This window comes from Burkholderia sp. COPS (assembly GCF_019425585.1).
GTDB lineage: Bacteria > Pseudomonadota > Gammaproteobacteria > Burkholderiales > Burkholderiaceae > Burkholderia > Burkholderia cepacia.
Genome location: NZ_WIXR01000035.1, coordinates 22949 through 43943 on the forward strand (window position 1 = coordinate 22949; position 20995 = coordinate 43943).

The window sequence follows — 20995 nt, forward strand, 5'->3', positions numbered from 1 at the left end:
CTTTCATTCTTCGTTGGCCCGGTAGCTCAGTTGGTAGAGCAGCGGATTGAAAATCCGCGTGTCGATGGTTCGATTCCGTCCCAGGCCACCAGAATTAAAACCCCAAGAATCGGAAGGTTCTTGGGGTTTTTCGTTTGTGGTGGGGTTGGCGTGATGGGGCCCGCGTGCCCGGCAGTATTCGTGAGGGCATGATAAAATCCGTGTCCGCTCAATAACTTAGCGCATCGCTTCATGCGCACGGCAGGCTGCCAGCGTGGCGCCGCCGTGGCGCGCGGCAACGATGCCGCGCGATGGGCGGTATAAGCGCTCCGCCGCGTTCGCGGCCGATTGCGCTGCCTATACTGGTCGAGCCGGCCCAGGCCGGCACGCGTCGGGCCGCCCGGCGGCAGCCGGCCCCGGGGCGCAGCGCGACGCGAGCCTACACATTCACGGAGTATCACGGTGATTCGGACAGACGCTAAAGACGGCGCGCTCGTGTTGTTTTCCGGCGGGCAGGATTCCGCCACGTGCGTGGCATGGGCCCTCGAACGCTACCAGACGGTCGAGACGCTCGGCTTCGATTACGGCCAGCGCCACCGCGTCGAGCTCGAATGTCGCGAAGGTGTGCGCGAAGCACTGAAGCGCGATTTTCCCGCATGGTCGGACCGGCTCTGCGACGATCACATGATCGACCTGTCGGTGCTCGGCGCGATCAGCGATACCGCGATGACGCGCACGATCGAGATCGAGACGGCGGCGAACGGCTTGCCGAACACGTTCGTGCCGGGCCGCAACCTGATGTTCATGACGATCGCCGCGGCGATCGCCTATCGCCGCGGGTTGCGTGTGCTGGTCGGCGGAATGTGCGAGACCGATTTCTCGGGCTACCCGGATTGCCGCGACGACACGATGAAGGCGCTGCAGGTCGCGCTGAACCTCGGGATGGACACGCGCATCGTGCTCGAGACGCCGCTGATGTGGCTCGACAAGGCGCAGACGTGGCAGCTCGCCGAGCAGCTCGGCGGCGAAGCGCTCGTCGAACTGATCCGCGTCGAGACGCACACGTGCTACGTGGGCGAGCGCGCGGAATTGCACGAATGGGGCTTCGGCTGCGGCGAATGCCCCGCCTGCAAGCTGCGCAAGCGCGGCTACGAGGCTTACCTGAAGGGCGAGCGGGTGACCGAAGCGCCGCTGTGACGCGGGTGCGCCGGCAGCGCTGGATGAATAACGGATTCTGATCGACAACGAGCGGCGCGAGCCGGACGAAGCACGATGACTTACGCGGTCAAGGAAATTTTCTACACGTTGCAGGGCGAGGGCGCGAACGCGGGCCGGCCGGCCGTGTTCTGCCGGTTCGCCGGCTGCAACCTGTGGTCGGGCCGCGAAGAGGATCGTGCGGAGGCCGTGTGCCGCTTCTGCGATACCGACTTCGTCGGCACCGACGGCGAGAACGGCGGCAAGTTCAAGGACGCCGGGGCACTCGTCGCGACGATCGCCGGCCTGTGGCCGGAGGGCGAGGCGCACCGCTTCGTCGTCTGCACGGGCGGCGAGCCGATGCTGCAACTCGACCAGCCGCTCGTCGACGCGTTGCACGCGGCCGGCTTCGAGATCGCGATCGAGACCAACGGTTCGCTGCCGGTGCTCGAATCGATCGACTGGATCTGCGTGAGCCCGAAGGCCGACGCGCCGCTCGTCGTCACGAAGGGCAACGAACTGAAGGTCGTGATCCCGCAGGACAACCAGCGGCTGGCCGACTACGCGAAGCTCGACTTCGAGTATTTTCTCGTCCAGCCGATGGACGGCCCGTCGCGCGACCTCAATACGAAGCTCGCGATCGACTGGTGCAAGCGTCATCCGCAGTGGCGGCTGTCGATGCAGACCCACAAATATCTGAACATTCCCTGAGCCACGGCTTTTGACATCGTGCTGATTACCCGAAAACTCGAATTCGACGCGGGCCACCGCATTCCCGATCACCGCAGCCAGTGCCGGAACCTGCATGGTCATCGTTACGTGCTCGAAGTCACGCTGCGCGGCGATCTCGTCGATACCGAGGGGGCGCCCGACCGCGGCATGGTGATGGATTTCGCCGACGTGAAGGCGCTCGCGATGGAGCACCTGGTCGGCAAGTGGGACCACGCGTTCCTGGTCTACGCCCGCGACGAGGTCGTGCGCTCGTTCCTCGAGCAGATGGCCGACCACAAGACGGTCGTGATCGACCGGATCCCGACCGTCGAGAACCTCGCGGCGATCGCGTTCGACATCCTCGCGAACGTGTACGACGCGCACTACGGCGTGAACCTGCGGCTCGAGCGCGTGCGCCTGTACGAAACACCGAACTGCTGGGCCGACGTCGAACGCCAGCCCGGCCGCTGATCCCGCCTTCCCGGCAGCCCCGCCAGCTGGCGCGGGCTGCCTGACGCCGCACCCCGCGGCTTCGTCCCGCTCCCCGTCCGTTCCCACATTCCGCGTAACGCCGCGCTATGATCGTTGCGTGGCGCCGGAAAACGCGGCCGTGCGGCCGGCGCTGTCAGATCGGCCGTCCACGGCCGACCAACGATCCAGGGCCCGGTCCTGGCGCCGCCGTGCTTCGCTGCCCGGCGTGTCGCGCTCCGCTTTGCCCGTTGCTTGTCCCGTTCGATTGCCGTTCCGTCCAGGAGGCCGTATCGATGAGCACGCTCACCAATTCCCTCAAACAACGCCTGCACGACGGCGACGACCCGTTGTACGGCCTGTGGCTGTCGCTCGGCAGCGACTCGGCCGCGGAAGCGCTCGCGCATGCCGGCTACGACTGGCTCTGCATCGACATGGAGCACGCGCCGAACGACAGCCGCGATGTTGCATCGCAGTTGCGCGCGATCGCGGCCGCCCATCTGCCGAGCGAACCCGTCGTGCGCGTGCCGGCGCGCGAGCCGTGGCTCGTGAAGCGGGCGCTCGATGCCGGCGCGCGCACGCTGATGTTTCCATGCATCGAGACGGTCGACGACGCCGCGCACGCGGTGCGGCTGACGCGCTATCCGTCGCCCGAGTCGCCGGACGGGCTGCGCGGTGTCGCGGGCATGGTGCGCGCGGCGGCGTTCGGGATGCGCCGCGATTACGTGCAGACGGCGAACGCGCAGGTCGCGGTGATCGTGCAGATCGAATCGGCGCGCGGCGTCGACGAAGTCGAGCGGATTGCGGCGCTGCCCGGCGTCGACTGCCTGTTCGTCGGCCCGGCCGATCTCGCGGCGAGCCTCGGGCATCTCGGCGACATCCGCCACCCGGACGTCGAAACCGCGATGGCGCGCGTGCTCGCGGCCGGCCGGCAGGCCGGCGTCGCGGTCGGCATCTTCGCGGGCGATACGGCGGCCGCGCGCCAGTATCGCGAGGCCGGCTACCGGATGATCACGCTGTCGGCCGACGTCAGCTGGCTGTTGCGCGCCACGCGGCAGGCGCTGCAGGAGGTACGGTCATGAACGATGGCGACGGCGCGCGCCGTGGGCGCGTGCAGGGTGGGGCCGGGGCGCGCAGGCGGATCGGCGCGATGCTCGGCCGGTGGTGCGTGTGTGGCGTCTATGGCGTGTATGGCGTATGTATGGCAGCCGGCACACCGGGCGCGCCGCAAGCGAAGTCCGATCCATCGCGCGAGACGCAATCGGCGGTCGCCGACTACAACGCCGGCGACTATCGCGCGGCGCTGGTGCAGTTCCACGACGCGGCCGAGCGCGGCGACCGTCTCGCGCAATTCAACTACGCGATGATGCTGCTGACGGGCGAAGGCGTGACGGCGAACGTCGACGAAGGGCTGCGCTGGCTGAAGCGCGCGGCCGACGCGAACATGTCGCATGCGCAGTACGTGTACGGGCGGATGCTCGACGACGGCGAGTTCGTCGCGCGCAATCCGGCCGAAGCGCATCGCTGGTTCCTGCGGGCGGCGAAGCAGGGGCACGTGCAGGCCGCGCTGTCGCTCGCGAACCAGTTCCTCGACGGGCGCGGCACGCCGCGCGACAACCGGCAGGCGTTCACGTGGTACAAGCAGGCCGCCGACGCGGGCGAGCCGACCGCGCAGTACGTGACCGCGTCGTTCTACGAGCGTGGGGGCGACGGTGTCGCGCAGAACCTGAACATCGCGCGGGCCTATTACGCGGCGGCGGCCGCGCAGGGCGACGAGACGGCCGGGCTGAAATTCAAGGAGCTGAGTGCGCGGCTGAAAGTGCAGGGGCCGGCGTCGGGTGCCGGCGCGGAGCCGGGCGGCCCGCGCGCGCCGGCGCCGTGAACGGAGGTCGCGCCGCACCGCGCTGCGCGGCCGCGTTCGGCATGGACGGTCGAAAAAAACGGCGCCGGGGCGCCGTTTTTCTTTCCGCGATGCGTGCATGCCGCGCGGTCAGCTCTTCATCAACCGCCGCTGCCGCCCGACGCTCATGATCATCCCGATCGCGATGCCGAGCGTCGTGAGCGCCGTGCCGCCATAACTCATGAACGGCAGCGGCACGCCGACGACCGGCAGCACGCCGCTCACCATCCCGATGTTGACGAACGCATAGACGAAGAACGCGAGCGTGAGCGAGCCCGCGAGCAGGCGGCCGAACAGCGTCGCGCCCTGCGCGGCGATATAGAGCCCGCGTGCGATCAGCGCCATGTAAAGCGTCAGCAGCACGAGCCCGCCGACGAGCCCCCATTCCTCGGAGAACACCGCGAAGATGAAGTCGGTGTGCTTCTCCGGAATGAACTCGAGGTGCGCCTGCGTGCCTTTCAGGTAGCCCTTGCCGAGCACGCCGCCCGAGCCGATCGCGATCACGGCCTGGATCGTGTGGAAGCCCTTGCCGAGCGGGTCGGAAGTCGGGTCGAGCAGCGTGCACACGCGGTGCTTCTGGTAGTCGTGCATCAGCGGCCACTGCACTTCGGGCTGGCAGATGCGCTCCTCGAACACGGCGATCGAGCCGACCGCGATCACGCCCGCGACGAGCACCGGCACGATCAGCTTGAACGACAGGCCGGCGAGGTAGATCACGAAGAAGCCGGCCGCGAACACGAGCAGGCCCGTGCCGAGGTCGGGCTGCTTGGCGATCAGCCCGACCGGCACCATCAGGATCCCGAACGCGGCGATGAAGTCGTACCAGCGCAGCCCGCCTTCGCGGCGCTGGTAGTACCACGCGAGCATCAGCGGGGTCGCGATCTTGAGGATCTCCGACGGCTGGATCACGACGCCGACGTTCAGCCAGCGCTTCGCGCCTTTCTTGGTCATCCCGAACAGCGCGACCGCGACCAGTAGCGCGACCCCGAACGTGTAGAGCGGGACCGCGAAGCGCATCAGCGTCGTGGGCGGGATGTTGGCGATCACCCACATCAGCACGAACGTCAGCAGGATGTTGCGCAACTGGTCCTCGACGCGGCCCGGCATGTCGATCGCCGCGCTGTACAGCGTGACGATGCCGACGCACAGCAGCAGGAACACGATGAGGGCGAGCGGGCGGTCGAAACCCGCGAACATCTGCTTGATCTTGTCGAGCCAGGCGCGCTTGTCGAATTGCATGCCTTTCTCCGTTAATGAGCGGTGCCGGCGTCCGCCGCCTTCGCGGGGGCCGTCGCACGGTGGTTGTCGTCGCGCGGCGTGGCGACGAGCGGCTGCGCGTCACTGGCGGGCCGGCGCGGCCGGTGCGGGCGCCGGATCGGCGGCAGGCTCGCGGCCCGCGGCGCATCGGCACCGGCGCTCGCCGGCGAGGCGGCGCTTGCACCGGCGGCCGACGCTTCGGAGGCCGCGGCGGCCGATGCCGCTTCCGCCGCACTGGCCGCGCTCGGCACGACCGGCTGCGGCAGCGCCGTGAAGCCGGCCGCGACGGCGGCGGGCCGGTTCGCGTCGCCGATCACCGGCGCGTTGACGGGTTCGGTCGCCGACGCCGCGGCAGCCACGGCCGCGGCCTCGTTCTGCGGGTTCTGGCGGTCGACGAGATAGAAGTCGAGCACGCGGCGCGCGATCGGGCCCGCGGCCTGCGCCCCCCAGCCGCCGTTCTCGACGACCAGCGCGACGGCGATCTGCGGATGGTCGACCGGTGCGTACGCGATGAACAGCGCGTGGTCGCGCAGGTGCTCGGCGAGCAGGTGGCCCTTGTAGTTGGAGCCTTGCAGCGAGAACACCTGCGCGGTGCCGGTCTTGCCGGCGGCGAGGTACGGCGCGCCGCGGAACACCTTGTACGCGGTGCCGGACGGGTTCTCGATCACGTTCTCCATCCCGCGCTTCACGACGTCGATGTCGGCCTGCTTGAGCGGGATCACTTCGCTTTCCTTCGGCACGGTCAGGCGGCGCCCGCGCGTGATCGGATCCTCGATTTCCTTCACCAGGTGAGGCTTCATCACGACGCCGTTGTTCGCGAGCGTCGCGGTCGCGTGCGCGAGCTGCAGGATCGTGAACGAGTTGTAGCCCTGGCCGATCCCGAGGCTGATCGTCTCGCCGTCGAACCACTTCTGCTGCGCGGCCTTCTTGAACGCCTTCTTCTTCCAGTCGGTCGACGGCAGGATCCCGCGCGCCTCGCCCTGGATGTCGATCCCGGTGATCTGGCCGAAGCCGAACGGCTTCATGAAGTTCGCGATCGCGTTCACGCCGAGGTCGCGTGCGAGCATGTAGAAGTAGGTGTCGTTCGACACCATGATCGCCTTGTTCATGTCGACCCAGCCCTGGCCCGAGCGCACGTCGTTGCGGAACGTGTGGCCGCCGAACGTGAAGTAGCCGGGATCCTGGAAGCCCCAGCCCGGCGTGCGCTTGCCGAGCGTCAGGCCGGCGAGCGCCATGAACGGCTTGTACGTCGAGCCGGGCGGGTAGGTGCCGTGCAGCGGGCGGTTCAGCAGCGGCTTGTCGGTCGAGTTGTTCAGCTCGTCCCAGGTCTGCTGGTCGATGCCGTCGACGAACGAGTTCGGGTCGAAACTCGGCGACGACACGAACGCGAGCACGTCGCCCGTCTTCGGCTCGATCGCGACCAGCGCGCCGCGCTTGCCGGCGAACGCCTGCTCGGCGACCTGCTGCAGCCCGATGTCGAGCGACAGCACGAGGTTGTTGCCGGGCGTCGCCTGCGTGCGCGACAGCGTGCGCACCGGCCGGCCGCCGGCCGTCACCTCGACTTCCTCGAAGCCCGTCAGCCCGTGCAGCTCGGTTTCGTAGCTCTGCTCGACGCCGATCTTGCCGATGTAGTCGGTGCCCTTGTAGTTGTTCGCGTCGCGGCGCGGATCGTAGTTTTCCTGGTCGCTGTCGTTGTCGTCGCTCATCGCGTCGATACGATCCTGGTCGCGCTTCGAGATCCGGCCGATGTAGCCGATCACGTGCGCGGCCGTCGTGCCGAGCGGATATTGGCGGAACAGCCGCGCGCGCACGTCGACGCCGGGGAAGCGGAAGCGCTGCGCGGTGAAGCGCGCGACTTCCTCGTCGGTGAGCCGGGTGCGGATCGGCAGGCTCTCGAAGTTCTTCGAGTCTTCCTGCAGCTTCTTGAAGCGGCGGCGGTCGCGCGCGTCGATCGGGATGATCTCGGACAGCTTGTCGATCGTGTTCTCGAGCGTGTCGTCGAGCTTCGACGGCGTGATCTCGAGCGTATAGGCCGAATAGTTCTTCGCGAGGATCACGCCGTTGCGGTCTGTGATGATCCCGCGGTTCGGCACGATCGGCGCGACCGAGATGCGGTTTTCCTCGGCCTGCAGTGCGTATTTGCCGTGCTGCATCAACTGCAGGTAGAAAAAGCGGCTCGCGAGCAGCCCGAAGCAGACGAACACGAACACGCCCGCCGCCGCGACGCGCAGGCGGAACTTCGAGAGCTGCTGTTGGGTGTCGTTGAATTCGGTCATGCGGTTACGATCGATCTGACCCGCAGCACGGTGTGCGGCTGCGGGCGAGGGGCCGCCCCGGAGCGCGGCGGGCGTGGAGGCGGCGGGTAGTCAAGGCAGGCCCCGGGTTCAGATGGGGCGCGTATCGTCCGGATCGACCGGGCGGCGTTGCGGCATCAGCAGCAGGTGGCTCGCGATCGGCCACAGCGCCGCCTCGACGAAGCCGTCGACCAGGTAGCGCCAGCCCGGGAACGCGGCGCCCATCACGAGGCGGATCACGAACGGGACGAGCTGCGCGACGACCAGCAGCGGCGTGACGTACAGCACCTGCACGCCGATCGGCATCCACAGCACGCGACGGTGGATCGTGATCGCGCCGTACGACAGCAGCGTATAGGCGAGCGCATGCTCGCCGAGCAGCCCCGCGTCATGCACGTCCATCAGGATGCCGAGCGAGAACGCGACGCCCATCCCGACCTTGCGCGGCTGGTGGATGTTCCAGAACAGCAGCACGAGCGCGACGAAGTCGGGCACGCCGGGCAGGCGGCCCCACGGCATCAGGTTCAGCAGGAACGCGGCGGCGAGGCTGAAGACGATGAAGTACGGATTGACCGGCTGCAGGATGTATTGCGGGCGATTCATCGCTGGGCTCCTGGTTGCCCGGCCGCGGGCTTCGCGGGCGCGGCGGCGGGCTTGGCCGCAGGCGCCGGCGCGGCAGGTGCCGGCCTGGCGCCGGGCTGGGCCGCGGCGGCCGGCTTCGCGCCGGCGTCGCCCTTGTCGCCCTTCTCGCCCTTCTCGCCTTTCGCGGCGGCTTTCGCGCCTTTCTTGCCCTTCGCGTTCTTGTCGGCGGCCGGATCGGGCTCGGCCGGGCGCGGCGGGATGTCGTTCTGGTAATGCAGCACGAGCATCTGGCGCGCGCCGCGCACGGCGGCGATCGGCGCGCAGGTCACGCGCGCGAATGCGGTATCGGCGAGCTTGTCGACGCGTACGACCTTCGCGACCGGCAGGCCGGGCGGATAGACGCCGTCGAGGCCGCTCGTGACGAGCTCGTCGCCGACGACGAGATCCGCGCTCGTCGGCACGAAGCGCAGGTCGAGCGAATCGCCCTTCGGCGTGCCGTAGATCACGCTGCGCAGGCCGGTGCGCAGCACCTGCACGGGAATCGCGAGATCGCGGTCGGTGACCAGCGTGACTTCGGACTGCAGCGGGAACACGCGCGTGACCTGGCCGACCACGCCGTTCTCGCTGACGACGGGCGCACCGTTCTGGATGCCCTGCTGCGAACCCTGGCCGATCACGATCTTCTGCGTGAACGGATCGCTCGTGTCGTACTGGATCTCGGCCGGCGTCGATTGCGTCGCGATGTGCTGGCGCAGCTCGAGCACGGCGCGCAGGTGCGCGTTCTCCTGCGCGAGCACGGCGGCCTGGTTGGCCTGCGTGGACAGCTGCAGGTTGCGCTTGCGGAGATCGTCGTTGTCGTGGCGCAGCGACGCGCCGGTGACGGCGATGTCGGCCGCGCCCATGAACAGGTCGCGCGGCACGAGCGCGGCGCGCTGCAGCGGATAGAGCACGGTGCCGAGCACGCCGCGGACGATTTCGAGCGTGTTGAAGCGCGCGTCCGACACCAGCAGTGCGATCGCGACGGCGACGAAGAAGATGAGCCGCGCGAGCGCGGGCGGGCCTTGCTTGAAGAGGGGCGGCGGACTGTATTCCATGGTCGGCGCCGGGCGCGAACGATCGGTTAAATGAAGCTCAGACGCGCAAACGGCGCGGCGGTTCGTTCTGAATGAGCGAGCCGGCCACGCCGCGGGTGCGTCATGTCAGGAAGACTGCCTAGACGATCACTCGTACGAGAAGATGCTGCCCAGCTTGTCCATGCGTTCGAGCGCCATGCCCGAACCGCGCACGACGCAGGTGAGCGGATCTTCCGCGACGAGCACCGGCAGGCCGGTTTCTTCCGCGAGCAGGCGATCGAGGTCGCGCAGCAGCGCGCCGCCGCCCGTCAGCATCATCCCGCGTTCGGCGATGTCGGCGCCGAGTTCCGGCGGCGTCTGTTCGAGCGCGATCTTCACCGACGACACGATCTGGTTCAGCGGATCGGTCAGCGCTTCGAGGATTTCGTTGCTGGAGATCGTGAAGCTGCGCGGAATGCCTTCCGACAGGTTGCGGCCCTTCACTTCCATTTCCTTGACTTCGGAACCCGGGAACGCGGAGCCGATTTCCTTCTTGATCGCCTCGGCGGTCTGCTCGCCGATCAGCATCCCGTAGTTGCGGCGGATGTAGTTGACGATCGCCTCGTCGAACTTGTCGCCGCCGACGCGCACCGAGCCCTTATAGACGATGCCGCCGAGCGAGATCACGCCGACTTCCGTCGTGCCGCCGCCGATGTCGACGACCATCGAGCCGGTGGCTTCCGACACCGGCAGGCCCGCGCCGATCGCGGCCGCCATCGGCTCCTCGATCAGGTAGACCTGCGATGCGCCGGCGCCGTGCGCGGCTTCCTTGATCGCGCGGCGCTCGACCTGGGTCGAGCCGCACGGTACGCAGATGATGATGCGCGGCGACGGCGAGAACATGCGCGACTCGTGGGCCGTCTTGATGAACTGCTTGATCATCTGCTCGGTGACGGTGAAGTCGGCGATCACGCCGTCCTTCATCGGGCGGATCGCCTCGATGTTGCCCGGTACCTTGCCGAGCATCTGCTTGGCTTCCTTGCCGACTGCCTGGATCGTCTTCTTGCCGTTGGGGCCGCCTTCCTGGCGGATCGACACGACGGACGGCTCATCGAGCACGATGCCCTTGCCGCGCATGTAGATCAGGGTGTTTGCGGTGCCGAGGTCGATCGCGAGATCGTTGGAGAAGTAGCTGCGCAAAAAACCGAACATTCAGAATCCTGTTTCGCTCTGGGCCGGCCCTGCATAGCGAGCGCTGAGGGCGGCAGCGGAAAAAATAACAGCCTCGGGAAGCGTGGCGGAAGCGGCCGCCGCGGCGCACGAAGCTGCGAGTGATGTCTACCGGGGATCGCACGAAGCACGCACGGCTTGCCGAAGCGGGGCGAAACGGTGCGGGAAAAGGCTGCCGGGTTTGGGTCGAACGCGTAATGATACCTTATAATTTCACGGTATTTGAATCGAAACGGGCGGTATTTTTGCCGCTTCGGCCCCGATTTTTGAGGGTGGGATCGCACCCTCCAACCCCCCGCCGCAGTGCTGCTTTCGATGCATTGCGCAGTCTTGTTTTTCCGGTGATCGCATGGCCCTGACCCTGACCGATGTGAAACGCATCGCGCACCTGGCGCGACTCGAAATGGCCGACGCCGACGCCGAGCACATGCTCGGCCAGCTCAATGATCTCTTCGGCCTCGTCGAGCAGATGCAGGCGGTCGACACCGCCGGCATCGCGCCGCTCGCCCACCCGATCGAACAGATCCAGGAAGTCGCGCAGCGCCTGCGCGACGACGTCGTGACGGAAGTCGTCAATCGCGACGACAACCAGCGTCCGGCGCCGGCCGTCCAGGACGGCCTCTATCTCGTGCCGAAGGTGATCGAGTAAGCATTCGACGACAAGCGCGCCGGCCAGCGCCGCGCGCCACCCAGAATTCCCAGGAAAACCACTCAATGCACGCAAAAAGCCTGACCGAACTGCGCGCCGCGCTCGCCGCCAAGGAATGCTCGGCCGTCGAGCTCGCGCAGCTCTACCTGAAACGGATCGACGCCGCGCGCGACCTGAACGCGTTCGTCCACGTCGATGCCGACCTGACCCTTGCGCAGGCGAAAGCTGCCGACGCGGAACTCGCGCGCGGCGCGGGCGGCGCGCTCACCGGCCTGCCGATCGCGCACAAGGATGTGTTCGTCACGCGCGGCTGGCACTCGACCGCCGGCTCGAAGATGCTCGCGAACTACGCGAGCCCGTTCGACGCGACCGTCGTCGCCCGCCTGCAGGCGGCCGGCATGGTCACGCTCGGCAAGACCAACATGGACGAGTTCGCGATGGGCTCGTCCAACGAGAACTCGGCGTTCGGCGCGGTGAAGAACCCGTGGGACACGAACGCGGTGCCGGGCGGCAGCTCGGGCGGCAGCTCGGCCGCCGTCGCCGCGCGCCTCGCGCCGGCGGCAACCGGCACCGACACCGGCGGCTCGATCCGCCAGCCCGCGTCGTTCGCGGGCGTGACGGGCATCAAGCCGACCTACGGCCGCGTGTCGCGCTACGGGATGATCGCGTTCGCGTCGTCGCTCGACCAGGGCGGCCCGATGGCGCAGAGCGCGTCCGACTGCGCGCTGCTGCTGAATGCGATGGCCGGCTTCGACGAGCGCGACTCGACGAGCCTCGACCGCGACGACGAAGACTTCACGCGCCACCTCGGCCAGCCGTGGGCGGCCGGCAACGATGCGGGCAAGCCGCTCGCGGGCCTGCGCATCGGCCTGCCGAACGAGTATTTCGGCGACGGCCTGGCCGACGACGTACGCGCGACGATCGACGCGGCACTGAAGCAGTATGAAGCGCTCGGCGCGACGCTCGTGCCCGTGTCGCTGCCGAAGACGGAGCTGTCGATCCCCGTGTATTACGTGATCGCGCCGGCCGAGGCGTCGTCGAACCTGTCGCGGTTCGACGGTGTGCGTTTCGGCCACCGCGCCGCGCAATACGGCGACCTGCTCGACATGTACAAGAAGTCGCGCGCGGAAGGCTTCGGCGCCGAGGTGAAGCGCCGGATCCTGGTCGGCACGTACGTGCTGTCGCACGGCTACTACGACGCGTACTACCTGCAGGCGCAGAAGATCCGCCGCATCATCGCGAACGATTTCCAGGAAGCGTTCAGGACCTGCGACGTGATCATGGGCCCGGCCTCGCCGACGGTCGCATGGGATCTCGGTTCGAAGGGCGACGATCCGGTGCAGATGTATCTCGCGGATATCTACACGCTGTCGGTGAGCCTCGCGGGCCTGCCCGGCATGAGCGTGCCGTGCGGCTTCGGCGCCGGCGCGAACGCGAAGCGCCCGGTCGGCCTGCAGATCATCGGCAACTATTTCAACGAAGCCCGGATGCTGCAGGTCGCCGACGCGTTCCAGCGCGCGACCGACTGGCACAAGCAAGTTCCGGCAGGGGTGTAAGCACATGGCTACTCAGTGGGAAGTCGTTATCGGTCTCGAGACGCACGCGCAACTGTCGACCGTCTCGAAGATTTTCTCGGGCGCGTCGACGCAGTTCGGCGCCGAGCCGAACACGCAGGCGTGCCCGGTCGACCTGGCGCTGCCGGGCGTGCTGCCGGTGTTGAACCGCGGTGCGGTCGAGCGGGCAATCCGCTTCGGCCTCGCGATCGGCTCGACCATCGCGCCGCGCAGCATCTTCGCGCGCAAGAATTATTTCTACCCCGATCTGCCGAAGGGCTATCAGATCAGCCAGTACGAGATTCCGGTCGTGCAGGGCGGCCAGATCACGATCCAGGTGCCCGCCAACGAAAAGGCCGGCAAGGAAGCGTACGAGAAGACGGTCAACCTGACCCGCGCGCACCTCGAGGAAGACGCGGGCAAGTCGCTGCATGAAGACTTCGCCGGGATGACCGGGATCGACCTGAACCGCGCAGGCACGCCGCTGCTCGAGATCGTCACCGAGCCGGAAATGCGCAGCGCGGCCGAGGCCGTGGCCTATGCGAAGGCGCTGCACGGGCTCGTCGTGTGGCTCGGCATCTGCGACGGCAACATGCAGGAAGGCTCGTTCCGCTGCGACGCGAACGTGTCGGTGCGCCCGGTCGGCCAGGAGAAGTTCGGCACGCGCGCGGAAATCAAGAACCTGAACTCGTTCCGGTTCCTCGAGGAAGCGATCAACTACGAAGTGCGTCGCCAGATCGAACTGATCGAGGACGGCGGCGAAGTCGTGCAGGAAACGCGCCTCTACGATCCGGACAAGCGCGAGACGCGCTCGATGCGCAGCAAGGAAGACGCGCACGACTACCGTTACTTCCCCGACCCCGACCTGATGCCGCTCGTGATCGGCCAGGACTGGATCGAGCGCGTGCAGTCCGGGATGCCCGAGCTGCCGGCCGCGATGCAGCAGCGTTTCGCCGAGCAGTACGGTGTGTCCGCGTACGACGCCGGCGTGCTGACGTCGAGCAAGGCGATGGCCGCGTATTTCGAGTCGGTGGTCGCGAAGGCCGGCGCCGCGAACGCGAAGATCGCCGCGAACTGGCTGATGGGCGACGTATCGTCGCAACTGAACCGCGACGGCATCGAGATCGACGCGATCCCCGTGTCGGCCGCGCAGCTCGCGCTGCTGCTGCAGCGCATCGCCGACGGCACGATCTCGAACAAGATCGCGAAGGAGATCTTCGCGACGATCTGGGACGAGAAGCCGGACGACGAAGGCGCGGCCGACCGCATCATCGACGCGAAGGGCCTGAAGCAGATCTCCGACACCGGCGCGCTGGAAGCGATCATCGATGAAGTGCTCGCGGCGAACGCGAAGTCGGTCGAGGAATTCCGCGCGGGCAAGGAAAAGGCGTTCAACGCGCTGATCGGCCAGGCGATGAAGGCGACCAAGGGCAAGGCCAACCCGCAGCAGGTCAACGAACTGCTGAAGAAGAAGCTCGGCTGAGCATGACCGCGCGCCTGAACCGCGCTTGACGACGGGCCGCCTCGAACCAGTTCGGGGCGGCCCGTTGCGTTTGGCGGATGCGTTATCGTATGCGTCACACCGTCCAACGGAGGAACGAATGGCGAAACAACCCGCGCTCGACGATTTCCGCGTGCCTTATTTCACGCGCGAGAAGGAAGCCGCCGCATTCAAGCTCGATGCGTTCGACCCGGCCGCGAAGCCGTTTTCGTCCGGCTCGAAGGACGACGACCGCGAACGGCTGTCGGCCGTGTCGACCGAACTCGACGTGCAGCAGGAGCGCCTGCACACGCAGCAGAAGAAGCGCGTGCTGCTCGTGCTGCAGGGGATGGACACCAGCGGCAAGGACGGCACCGTGCGCGCGGTGTTCCGCGAGGTCGATCCGCTCGGCCTGCGCGTCGTGCCGTTCAAGGCGCCGACGCCGATCGAGGCCGCGCACGACTTCCTGTGGCGCGTGCATGCGCAGGTGCCGGCCGCGGGCGAGCTCGCGATCTTCAACCGCAGCCACTACGAAGACGTGCTCGTGCCGCGCGTGCTCGACCTGATCGACGCGAAGGAATGCGAGCGCCGCTACCGGCAGATCCGCGATTTCGAGACGATGCTGGTCGAGAACGGCACGACGATCATCAAGTGCTTCCTGCACATCTCGAAGGACGAGCAGCGCGCGCGGCTGCAGGCGCGCATCGACGATCCGACCAAGCACTGGAAGTTCGACATCTCGGATCTCGACGCGCGCAAGCACTGGGACGCGTACCAGTCCGCGTACCGCGACGCGCTTGCCGCGACGTCCGCCGAGCATGCGCCGTGGTACGTGATCCCGGCCAACTCGAAGACGCACCGCAACGTGATGATCGCCGAGCTGCTGCTGCGCACGATGACCGACATGAAGCTGGAATTCCCGCCGCCGAAGCCCGAGCTCGAAGGCGTGAAGATCCGTTAAGCTGCCACCCTGTAAAACATCGAACTGAACGGAATCCGACATGATGCGAGTGATTACCGCCAACCTGAACGGCATCCGCTCCGCCGCGAAGAAGGGCTTCTTCGAGTGGCTCGGCGAACAGAACGCCGATTGCGTGTGCGTGCAGGAAATCAAGGTCTCGGCCGACGACCTGCCGGCCGAATTCGTCGAGCCGCACGGCTTCAAGAGCTATTTTCACCACGCCGAGAAGAAGGGCTACAGCGGCGCGGGCGTGTACAGCCGCCGCGAGCCCGACGACGTGATCATCGGCTTCGGCAGCAGCGAATTCGATGCCGAGGGTCGTTATGTCGAGGCGCGCTACGGCAAGCTGTCGGTCGTGTCGGTGTACGTGCCGTCCGGCTCGAGCGGCGAGGAGCGCCAGCAGGCGAAGTACCGCTTCATGGACGAGTTCATGCCGCACCTTGCCCAGCTCAAGAAGAAGCGCGAGGTGATTCTGTGCGGCGACGTGAACATCGTCCACAAGGAAATCGACATCAAGAACTGGAAGAGCAACCAGAAGAACTCGGGCTGCCTGCCGGAAGAGCGCGAGTGGCTCACGAAGCTGTTCGACGATGTCGGCTACGTCGACGTGTTCCGCACGCTCGACCCGCGCGCCGAGCAGTACACGTGGTGGAGCAACCGCGGCCAGGCGTATGCGAAGAACGTCGGGTGGCGGATCGATTACCAGATCGCGACGCCGGGCGTCGCCGGCACCGCGAAAAGCACGTCGATCTTCAAGGACATCAAGTTCAGCGACCACGCGCCGCTGACGGTGGACTACGACTACAAGAAGTGATTGCCGGCGCTGCGCCGCGCGCGTAGCGCCCGAACCCGCCGGTCGCCGGATGCAGAACGGGCCGCATGTCGAACATGCGGCCCGTTTCATTTGGGGCGGCGATCGTGCGGGCTGCCCGGCGGCGGCATTTACTGCTTAATCGATGCCATGTCGATCACGAACCGGTACTTCACGTCGCTCTTCAGCATCCGCTCGTAAGCGGCGTTGATCTGCTGCATCGGAATCGTCTCGATATCCGACGTGATCCCGTGCTCCGCGCAGAAGTCGAGCATTTCCTGCGTTTCCGCGATCCCGCCGATCAGCGAGCCCGCGAGGCGGCGGCGCTTGAAGATCAGGTTGAACACCTGCGGCGACGGATGGTCATGCTCCGGCGCGCCGACGAGCGTCATCGTGCCGTCGCGCTTCAGCAGGTGCAGGAACGGGTTCAGGTCGTGCTGCGCGGCGACCGTGTTCAGGATGAAGTCGAAGCTGTTCAGGTGCGCGTTCATCTGCGCTTCGTCCTTCGAGATCACGACTTCATGCGCGCCGACGCGCTTGCCGTCCTCGATCTTCGACGGCGACGTCGTGAACAGCACGACGTGCGCGCCCATCGCGCGCGCCAGCTTCACGCCCATGTGGCCGAGGCCGCCGAGCCCGACGATGCCGACCTTCTTGCCGGGGCCGACGTTCCACTGCCGCAGCGGCGAGTACGTCGTGATCCCCGCGCACAGCAGCGGCGCGGCGCCGGCCGGGTCGAGCGTCTCGGGCACGCGCAGCACGAACGCCTCGTCGACGACGAGCTGCGTCGAGTAGCCGCCGTACGTGACGTCGCCCGTCACGCGATCCTGGCCGTTGTAGGTACCGACGAAGCCGTTCTCGCAATACTGCTCGAGCCCTTCGGCGCAGCTCGGGCAGGTGCGGCACGAATCGACGAGACAGCCGACGCCGACCAGCTCGCCGACCTTGAAGCGCGATACCTGCGGGCCGGTCGCGGTCACGCGGCCGACGATTTCATGGCCCGGCACGACCGGGTAGATCGTGTTGCGCCATTCGTTGCGCGCCTGGTGCAGGTCCGAGTGGCAGACGCCGCAGTAGAGGACGTCGATCTGGACGTCGAGGTCGCGCAGCGCGCGACGCTGGAATTCGAACGGGGCGAGCGGCGACTGCGAATCGGTTGCCGCGTAAGCGTAGGTGGTGCTCATGCAGGGGGCTCCTTGGCCGGGAAAACATCCGGCGAAACGAACTGCCGTCGCACCCTGTGGCGATGCGGCGAGGCAGGACGTCATCGTAAGGAGCACGGCGCCGCGACGAAATACACGAAGGTCTGGAAGATTTGCCTATTCCTCTCGAACTGCGTGCAAACGGCCGCCAAAACGCATTCAAGATGCTACATTGCGAGCCAGATTCTCTTGCCGGACAGGATGACGCAGATGAGCTTCGAGCCCCTTTTCGCCGACACGGGCGACCGCGTGCAGCGCCGCATGATCGAGCTGCACACGCGCCTCGCGCCGAACGAGGGCGACACGCTGGCGGCGCTCGACGGCGTGCGTTTGATTCGCGTGAGCCGTCCCGCGCCGCGCATGCCCGTGCTGTACGAACCGAACATCATCGTCGTGTGCCAGGGGCGCAAGCTCGGTTATCTCGGCGATCGCTCGTTCGTCTACGACGCGCAGCAGTATCTCGTGCTGTCGGTGCCGCTGCCGTTCGAATGCGAGACTTTCGCGAGCATGGACGAGCCGTTTCTCGCGATCTCGATCCGCGTCGATCTCGCGGTGATCGCCGAGCTCGCGCTCCTGCTCGACGAGACGCTCGGCGCGGCCGCGAGCGAGCCGCTCGGCGTCTATTCGACGCCGCTCGACGCGCCGCTGGCCGATGCGGTCGTGCGGCTGCTCGAAGTGCTGGCTTCGCCGCACGACACGCGCGTGCTGGGGCCCGCGATCATGCGCGAGATCGCGTATCGCGTGCTGACGGGCGCGCAGGGCGACGCGATCCGCGCGGCGCTCGTGCAGCAGCATCACTTCGGTCGCATCGCGAGGGCGTTGCGGCGCATCCATGCGGAGCTGAAGGCCGACCTCGATGTCGAGACCCTGGCGCGCGAGGCCGGGATGAGCCTCGCGGTGTTCCACGCGCACTTCAAGCACGTGACGGCGACGTCGCCGATGCAGTACGTGAAGGCCGCGCGCCTGCATCAGGCGCGGCTGATGATGGTGCAGGACGGCGTCGGCGCCGGTACGGCGGCCGCGCGTGTCGGTTATGCGAGCGCGTCGCAGTTCAGCCGCGAGTTCAAGCGGCTGTTCGGCCGCAGCCCCGGTGACGAAGTGCGCTGGATGCGTGAAATCGGGATTCGCCCGGCCGTGGCCGATACGGACGCGTAACGGCCGGCGTCATCCGGTGGCGCCGCGCCGCACGACCTTGCGCCGCTGCGCGCTGATGCCCGCGTAGTCGGGCAGTGAGTCGACCCGCTTGCCGATCGCCTTCGCGTACAGCGGCATCAGGTCCGGCAGCCGGTTCAGCAGATCCTGGCGCCGCGCGGTGCTGTACGGGTGCGTGTAGATGAATCCCGTGGCCTTGTTCGCGCGCGTCGCGGCCGCGAGCTTGTCCCACAGCGTGATCGCCGCGCGCGGATCGAAGCCCGCGCGGGCGGCGATGTCGCCGCCGATCACGTCGGCTTCGGTCTCGTCGGTCGGGTCGTAGTGGAGCGACTGCAGGCGCTCGCCGAGGTTCAGCGCCTGCGGCAGCGGATCGCCGACGCCGAACAGCGGCGGCAGCGCGGCGGCGCGCAGCGAAGTTTGCGATGCCGCGCTGAAATTGCTGCGCGCATGCTCGCGCAGCGCGTGCGCGATGCCGTGCGCGGCCAGCACGCCGAGTTCGTCGTCGTTCAGCCGGATGCGCTCGAGCAGGCCGCCGTACACGAGCACCTTGCCGCCCGGCAGGCAGGTCAGGCGGATGTCGCGCGAGCGGATCACGTTCACGTCCCACGCCCAGTTCTTCACGCGATCGTTCCACTTCACCGAATACGGCGCGAGTTTCGTGACGATCGCGCGCAGGCGTTTCACGCGCGGCTGGTTTGCCGGCAGCAGGCGGTTGCTGTCGGCGGCCGCCTGCACGATCTGCGCGTATTCGCTCGCGGTGAGCTGCTCGAGCAGCGGCGACGGGATCAGTGTGCGGAATGCGATCGCATTGCCGTAGCGGACCTGCTGCGGTGTCGGCGTATAAGCCTTCGTCGACGCGGCGCCGCCGGTCGGCTGTGCGGGTTCGGCGGTGGCCGGCTGGGCGGGGGCGGCGGAAGTCGACGTTGCCGGCGGTGAAGCCGGTGCGGCGGCCGGCGCGGAGCCCGCGGCGGTTGCAGCGGTCGCGCCGGTGTCGGACGCATGGGCGGCGAACCCGGCGGCGAGCGCCGCGGCACCGACGCTCCACGAAGCCGCAACGCGCGCGAGGCGGTGCAGGCGGTTACTGCGCACGGCTGGCCTCGCCGTTGCGTGCGGCGCCGTTCCACGGCGCGATCCTGAACAGCAGCAGCATGCCGGGAATCGCGAGCGCGGTGCACACGATGAAGTAGTCGAACCAGCCGATCTTCGCGACGATGAAGCCGCTCGCGGCCGACGCGAGCGTGCGCGGTACCGACGCGAGGCTCGTGAACAGCGCGAACTGCGTGGCCGTATAGCGCGGGTCGGTCGTGCTCGCGATGTACGCGACGAACGCGGCCATCGTCAGGCCGGTCGTGAAGGTTTCGAAGCCGTAGACGAGCGCGAGCGCGACGGTCATCGGGCTCAGATGCGGCGTGACCTCGAAGCCGAAGATCGACAGGAACGACGCGAGCGCATGGCTGGCCGCGACCGTGAAGTCGTAGAGCGCCGCCAGCACCGGCGAGCCGGGGCCGACCTGCGCAAGCCACGCGAAGCCGAGCGTCGACACCATCTGCAGCGCGCCGAAGACCCACAGCCCGCGGCCGATGCCGATCTTCACGAGCCAGACGCCGCCGATGATGCCGCCGGCGACGCTCGCGACGAGCGCGGTGGTTTTCGCGACGATGCCGATCTCGGTGCGCGAGAAGCCGATGTCGAGGAAGAACGACGTCGACAGCGTGGTGGCCATCGTGTCGCCGATCTTGAACAGGAAGATGAACGCGATGACGAGCAGCGCGCCGGCCCAGCCGTCACGCTGGATGAATTCGCGGAACGGCAGCACGATCGCGTCGCGCAGGTTGCGCGGCGGCGCGCCGACCACTTCGGGCTCGCGCACCAGCAGCGTCATCAGGATGCCCGGCAGCATGAACGCGCCGGTGAGCGCGAACACGGCGTCCCACGGCATGTGATCGGACAGGATCAGCGCGAGCGAACCGGGGATCAGCGCGGCGAGCTTGTACGCGTTCACGTGCACCGCGTTGCCGAGGCCCTGCTCGGTATCGCGCAGCAGCTCGCGGCGGTATGCGTCGATCACGATGTCGGAACTCGCGCCGAAGAACGCGACGAGCGTGGTGAGCGCGGCGACCGTCCAGATCGAATCGCGCGGCGACACGAAGCCGAGCGCGGCGATCGCGCCCGCGACCAGCACCTGCGTGAGCAGCATCCAGCCGCGCCGGCGGCCCGGCCGCCAGCCGGGCAGGCGCGGGATGTAGCGGTCCATCAGCGGCGCCCACAGGAACTTCCACGTATACGGGAACTGGATCAGCGCGAACAGGCCGATTTCCTTCAGGTTCACGCCCTCGGAGCGCAGCCATGCCTGCACGAGATAGACGAGCGTGAACAGGGGCAGGCCCGACGTGAAGCCCAGGAACACGCAGATCAGCATGTGCGTGTTCAGATAGGCTCGCCAGCCGGGGTGATCCTCGTGAGCGGTGAGTGCGGGCGCCTCGTGTGGCGTTTTCGACATGGACAGAAACTGGGTAGCGT

At 67.5% G+C, this 20995-nt stretch carries 19 protein-coding genes and 1 tRNA gene; 12 read left to right on the forward strand and 8 right to left on the reverse strand.

Features of this window, described 5'->3' with window-relative positions:
- Window positions 1-15 precede the first annotated feature (15 nt).
- The 6 genes from FOZ70_RS26915 (at window position 16) to FOZ70_RS26940 (ending at window position 4234) form a co-directional block, all read left to right on the forward strand.
- Window positions 16-91, forward strand: a tRNA-Phe gene (locus tag FOZ70_RS26915).
- 350 nt (window positions 92-441) lie between these two features.
- Window positions 442-1176, forward strand: a complete 735-nt coding sequence (gene queC, locus FOZ70_RS26920; protein ID WP_219707216.1) for a 7-cyano-7-deazaguanine synthase QueC — start codon at window positions 442-444, stop codon at window positions 1174-1176.
- Between the two features lie 75 nt (window positions 1177-1251).
- The gene (queE, locus tag FOZ70_RS26925) at window positions 1252-1884 is read left to right on the forward strand and encodes a 7-carboxy-7-deazaguanine synthase (protein WP_219707217.1); all 633 of its coding nucleotides are present in this window, start codon (window positions 1252-1254) and stop codon (window positions 1882-1884) included.
- Window positions 1885-1902: 18 nt separating this feature from the next.
- Window positions 1903-2355, forward strand: coding sequence for a 6-carboxytetrahydropterin synthase QueD (gene queD, locus FOZ70_RS26930; RefSeq protein WP_021163975.1), 453 nt, complete (start codon window positions 1903-1905; stop codon window positions 2353-2355).
- Window positions 2356-2648: 293 nt separating this feature from the next.
- The gene (locus tag FOZ70_RS26935) at window positions 2649-3434 is read left to right on the forward strand and encodes an aldolase/citrate lyase family protein (RefSeq protein WP_021163974.1); all 786 of its coding nucleotides are present in this window, start codon (window positions 2649-2651) and stop codon (window positions 3432-3434) included.
- A complete protein-coding gene (locus FOZ70_RS26940) occupies window positions 3431-4234 on the forward strand; it encodes a tetratricopeptide repeat protein (protein WP_059483958.1) in 804 nt (267 codons plus the stop codon). The genes FOZ70_RS26935 and FOZ70_RS26940 overlap by 4 nt, the downstream gene beginning before the upstream one ends.
- 108 nt (window positions 4235-4342) lie before the next feature.
- On the opposite strand, the gene rodA is transcribed toward FOZ70_RS26940, so the two are convergent.
- From rodA to FOZ70_RS26965, 5 genes are all read right to left on the reverse strand, one after another.
- Window positions 4343-5491 carry a rod shape-determining protein RodA gene (rodA, locus tag FOZ70_RS26945; RefSeq protein WP_021163972.1) on the reverse strand — a complete coding sequence of 383 codons (1149 nt, stop codon included), beginning with the start codon at window positions 5489-5491 and terminating at the stop codon, window positions 4343-4345.
- 11 nt (window positions 5492-5502) lie between these two features.
- Complete coding sequence (mrdA, locus tag FOZ70_RS26950) at window positions 5503-7785, reverse strand: penicillin-binding protein 2 (RefSeq protein WP_048025629.1); 2283 nt, start codon at window positions 7783-7785, stop codon at window positions 5503-5505.
- Window positions 7786-7893: 108 nt separating this feature from the next.
- Window positions 7894-8406 (reverse strand): rod shape-determining protein MreD, encoded by a 513-nt coding sequence (gene mreD / locus FOZ70_RS26955; protein WP_219707218.1) that lies wholly within the window; start codon window positions 8404-8406, stop codon window positions 7894-7896.
- Window positions 8403-9479, reverse strand: coding sequence for a rod shape-determining protein MreC (gene mreC, locus FOZ70_RS26960; RefSeq protein ID WP_219707219.1), 1077 nt, complete (start codon window positions 9477-9479; stop codon window positions 8403-8405). Before mreC ends, mreD begins: the two co-directional genes overlap by 4 nt.
- 126 nt (window positions 9480-9605) lie before the next feature.
- Window positions 9606-10649 carry a rod shape-determining protein gene (locus FOZ70_RS26965; protein WP_004189550.1) on the reverse strand — a complete coding sequence of 348 codons (1044 nt, stop codon included), beginning with the start codon at window positions 10647-10649 and terminating at the stop codon, window positions 9606-9608.
- A gap of 367 nt (window positions 10650-11016) precedes the next feature.
- Here FOZ70_RS26965 and gatC point away from each other — a divergent pair, with 367 nt between their 5' ends.
- From gatC to FOZ70_RS26990, 5 genes are all read left to right on the forward strand, one after another.
- On the forward strand, window positions 11017-11316 hold the full coding sequence (gene gatC, locus FOZ70_RS26970; RefSeq protein ID WP_021158568.1) for an Asp-tRNA(Asn)/Glu-tRNA(Gln) amidotransferase subunit GatC: 300 nt from the start codon (window positions 11017-11019) through the stop codon (window positions 11314-11316).
- Window positions 11317-11381: 65 nt separating this feature from the next.
- Window positions 11382-12872, forward strand: a complete 1491-nt coding sequence (gene gatA / locus FOZ70_RS26975) for an Asp-tRNA(Asn)/Glu-tRNA(Gln) amidotransferase subunit GatA (RefSeq protein WP_111998599.1) — start codon at window positions 11382-11384, stop codon at window positions 12870-12872.
- Between the two features lie 4 nt (window positions 12873-12876).
- The gene (gatB, locus tag FOZ70_RS26980; protein ID WP_021158566.1) at window positions 12877-14352 is read left to right on the forward strand and encodes an Asp-tRNA(Asn)/Glu-tRNA(Gln) amidotransferase subunit GatB; all 1476 of its coding nucleotides are present in this window, start codon (window positions 12877-12879) and stop codon (window positions 14350-14352) included.
- Between the two features lie 118 nt (window positions 14353-14470).
- Window positions 14471-15310, forward strand: coding sequence for a polyphosphate kinase 2 family protein (locus FOZ70_RS26985; protein ID WP_021158565.1), 840 nt, complete (start codon window positions 14471-14473; stop codon window positions 15308-15310).
- Between the two features lie 40 nt (window positions 15311-15350).
- Window positions 15351-16124 (forward strand): exodeoxyribonuclease III, encoded by a 774-nt coding sequence (locus FOZ70_RS26990; protein ID WP_021158564.1) that lies wholly within the window; start codon window positions 15351-15353, stop codon window positions 16122-16124.
- A gap of 128 nt (window positions 16125-16252) precedes the next feature.
- Here the strand turns inward: FOZ70_RS26990 and FOZ70_RS26995 are convergent, their stop codons facing one another.
- Window positions 16253-17305, reverse strand: coding sequence for an NAD(P)-dependent alcohol dehydrogenase (locus tag FOZ70_RS26995; protein WP_021158563.1), 1053 nt, complete (start codon window positions 17303-17305; stop codon window positions 16253-16255).
- Window positions 17306-17533: 228 nt separating this feature from the next.
- Between FOZ70_RS26995 and FOZ70_RS27000 the strand changes: the two genes are divergently transcribed.
- On the forward strand, window positions 17534-18478 hold the full coding sequence (locus FOZ70_RS27000; RefSeq protein WP_059496616.1) for an AraC family transcriptional regulator: 945 nt from the start codon (window positions 17534-17536) through the stop codon (window positions 18476-18478).
- Between the two features lie 9 nt (window positions 18479-18487).
- On the opposite strand, the gene FOZ70_RS27005 is transcribed toward FOZ70_RS27000, so the two are convergent.
- Window positions 18488-19564, reverse strand: coding sequence for a M48 family metallopeptidase (locus FOZ70_RS27005; RefSeq protein WP_059649491.1), 1077 nt, complete (start codon window positions 19562-19564; stop codon window positions 18488-18490).
- Window positions 19554-20975 (reverse strand): AmpG family muropeptide MFS transporter, encoded by a 1422-nt coding sequence (locus tag FOZ70_RS27010; protein WP_021156286.1) that lies wholly within the window; start codon window positions 20973-20975, stop codon window positions 19554-19556. The genes FOZ70_RS27005 and FOZ70_RS27010 overlap by 11 nt, the downstream gene beginning before the upstream one ends.
- Window positions 20976-20995: the final 20 nt, after the last annotated feature.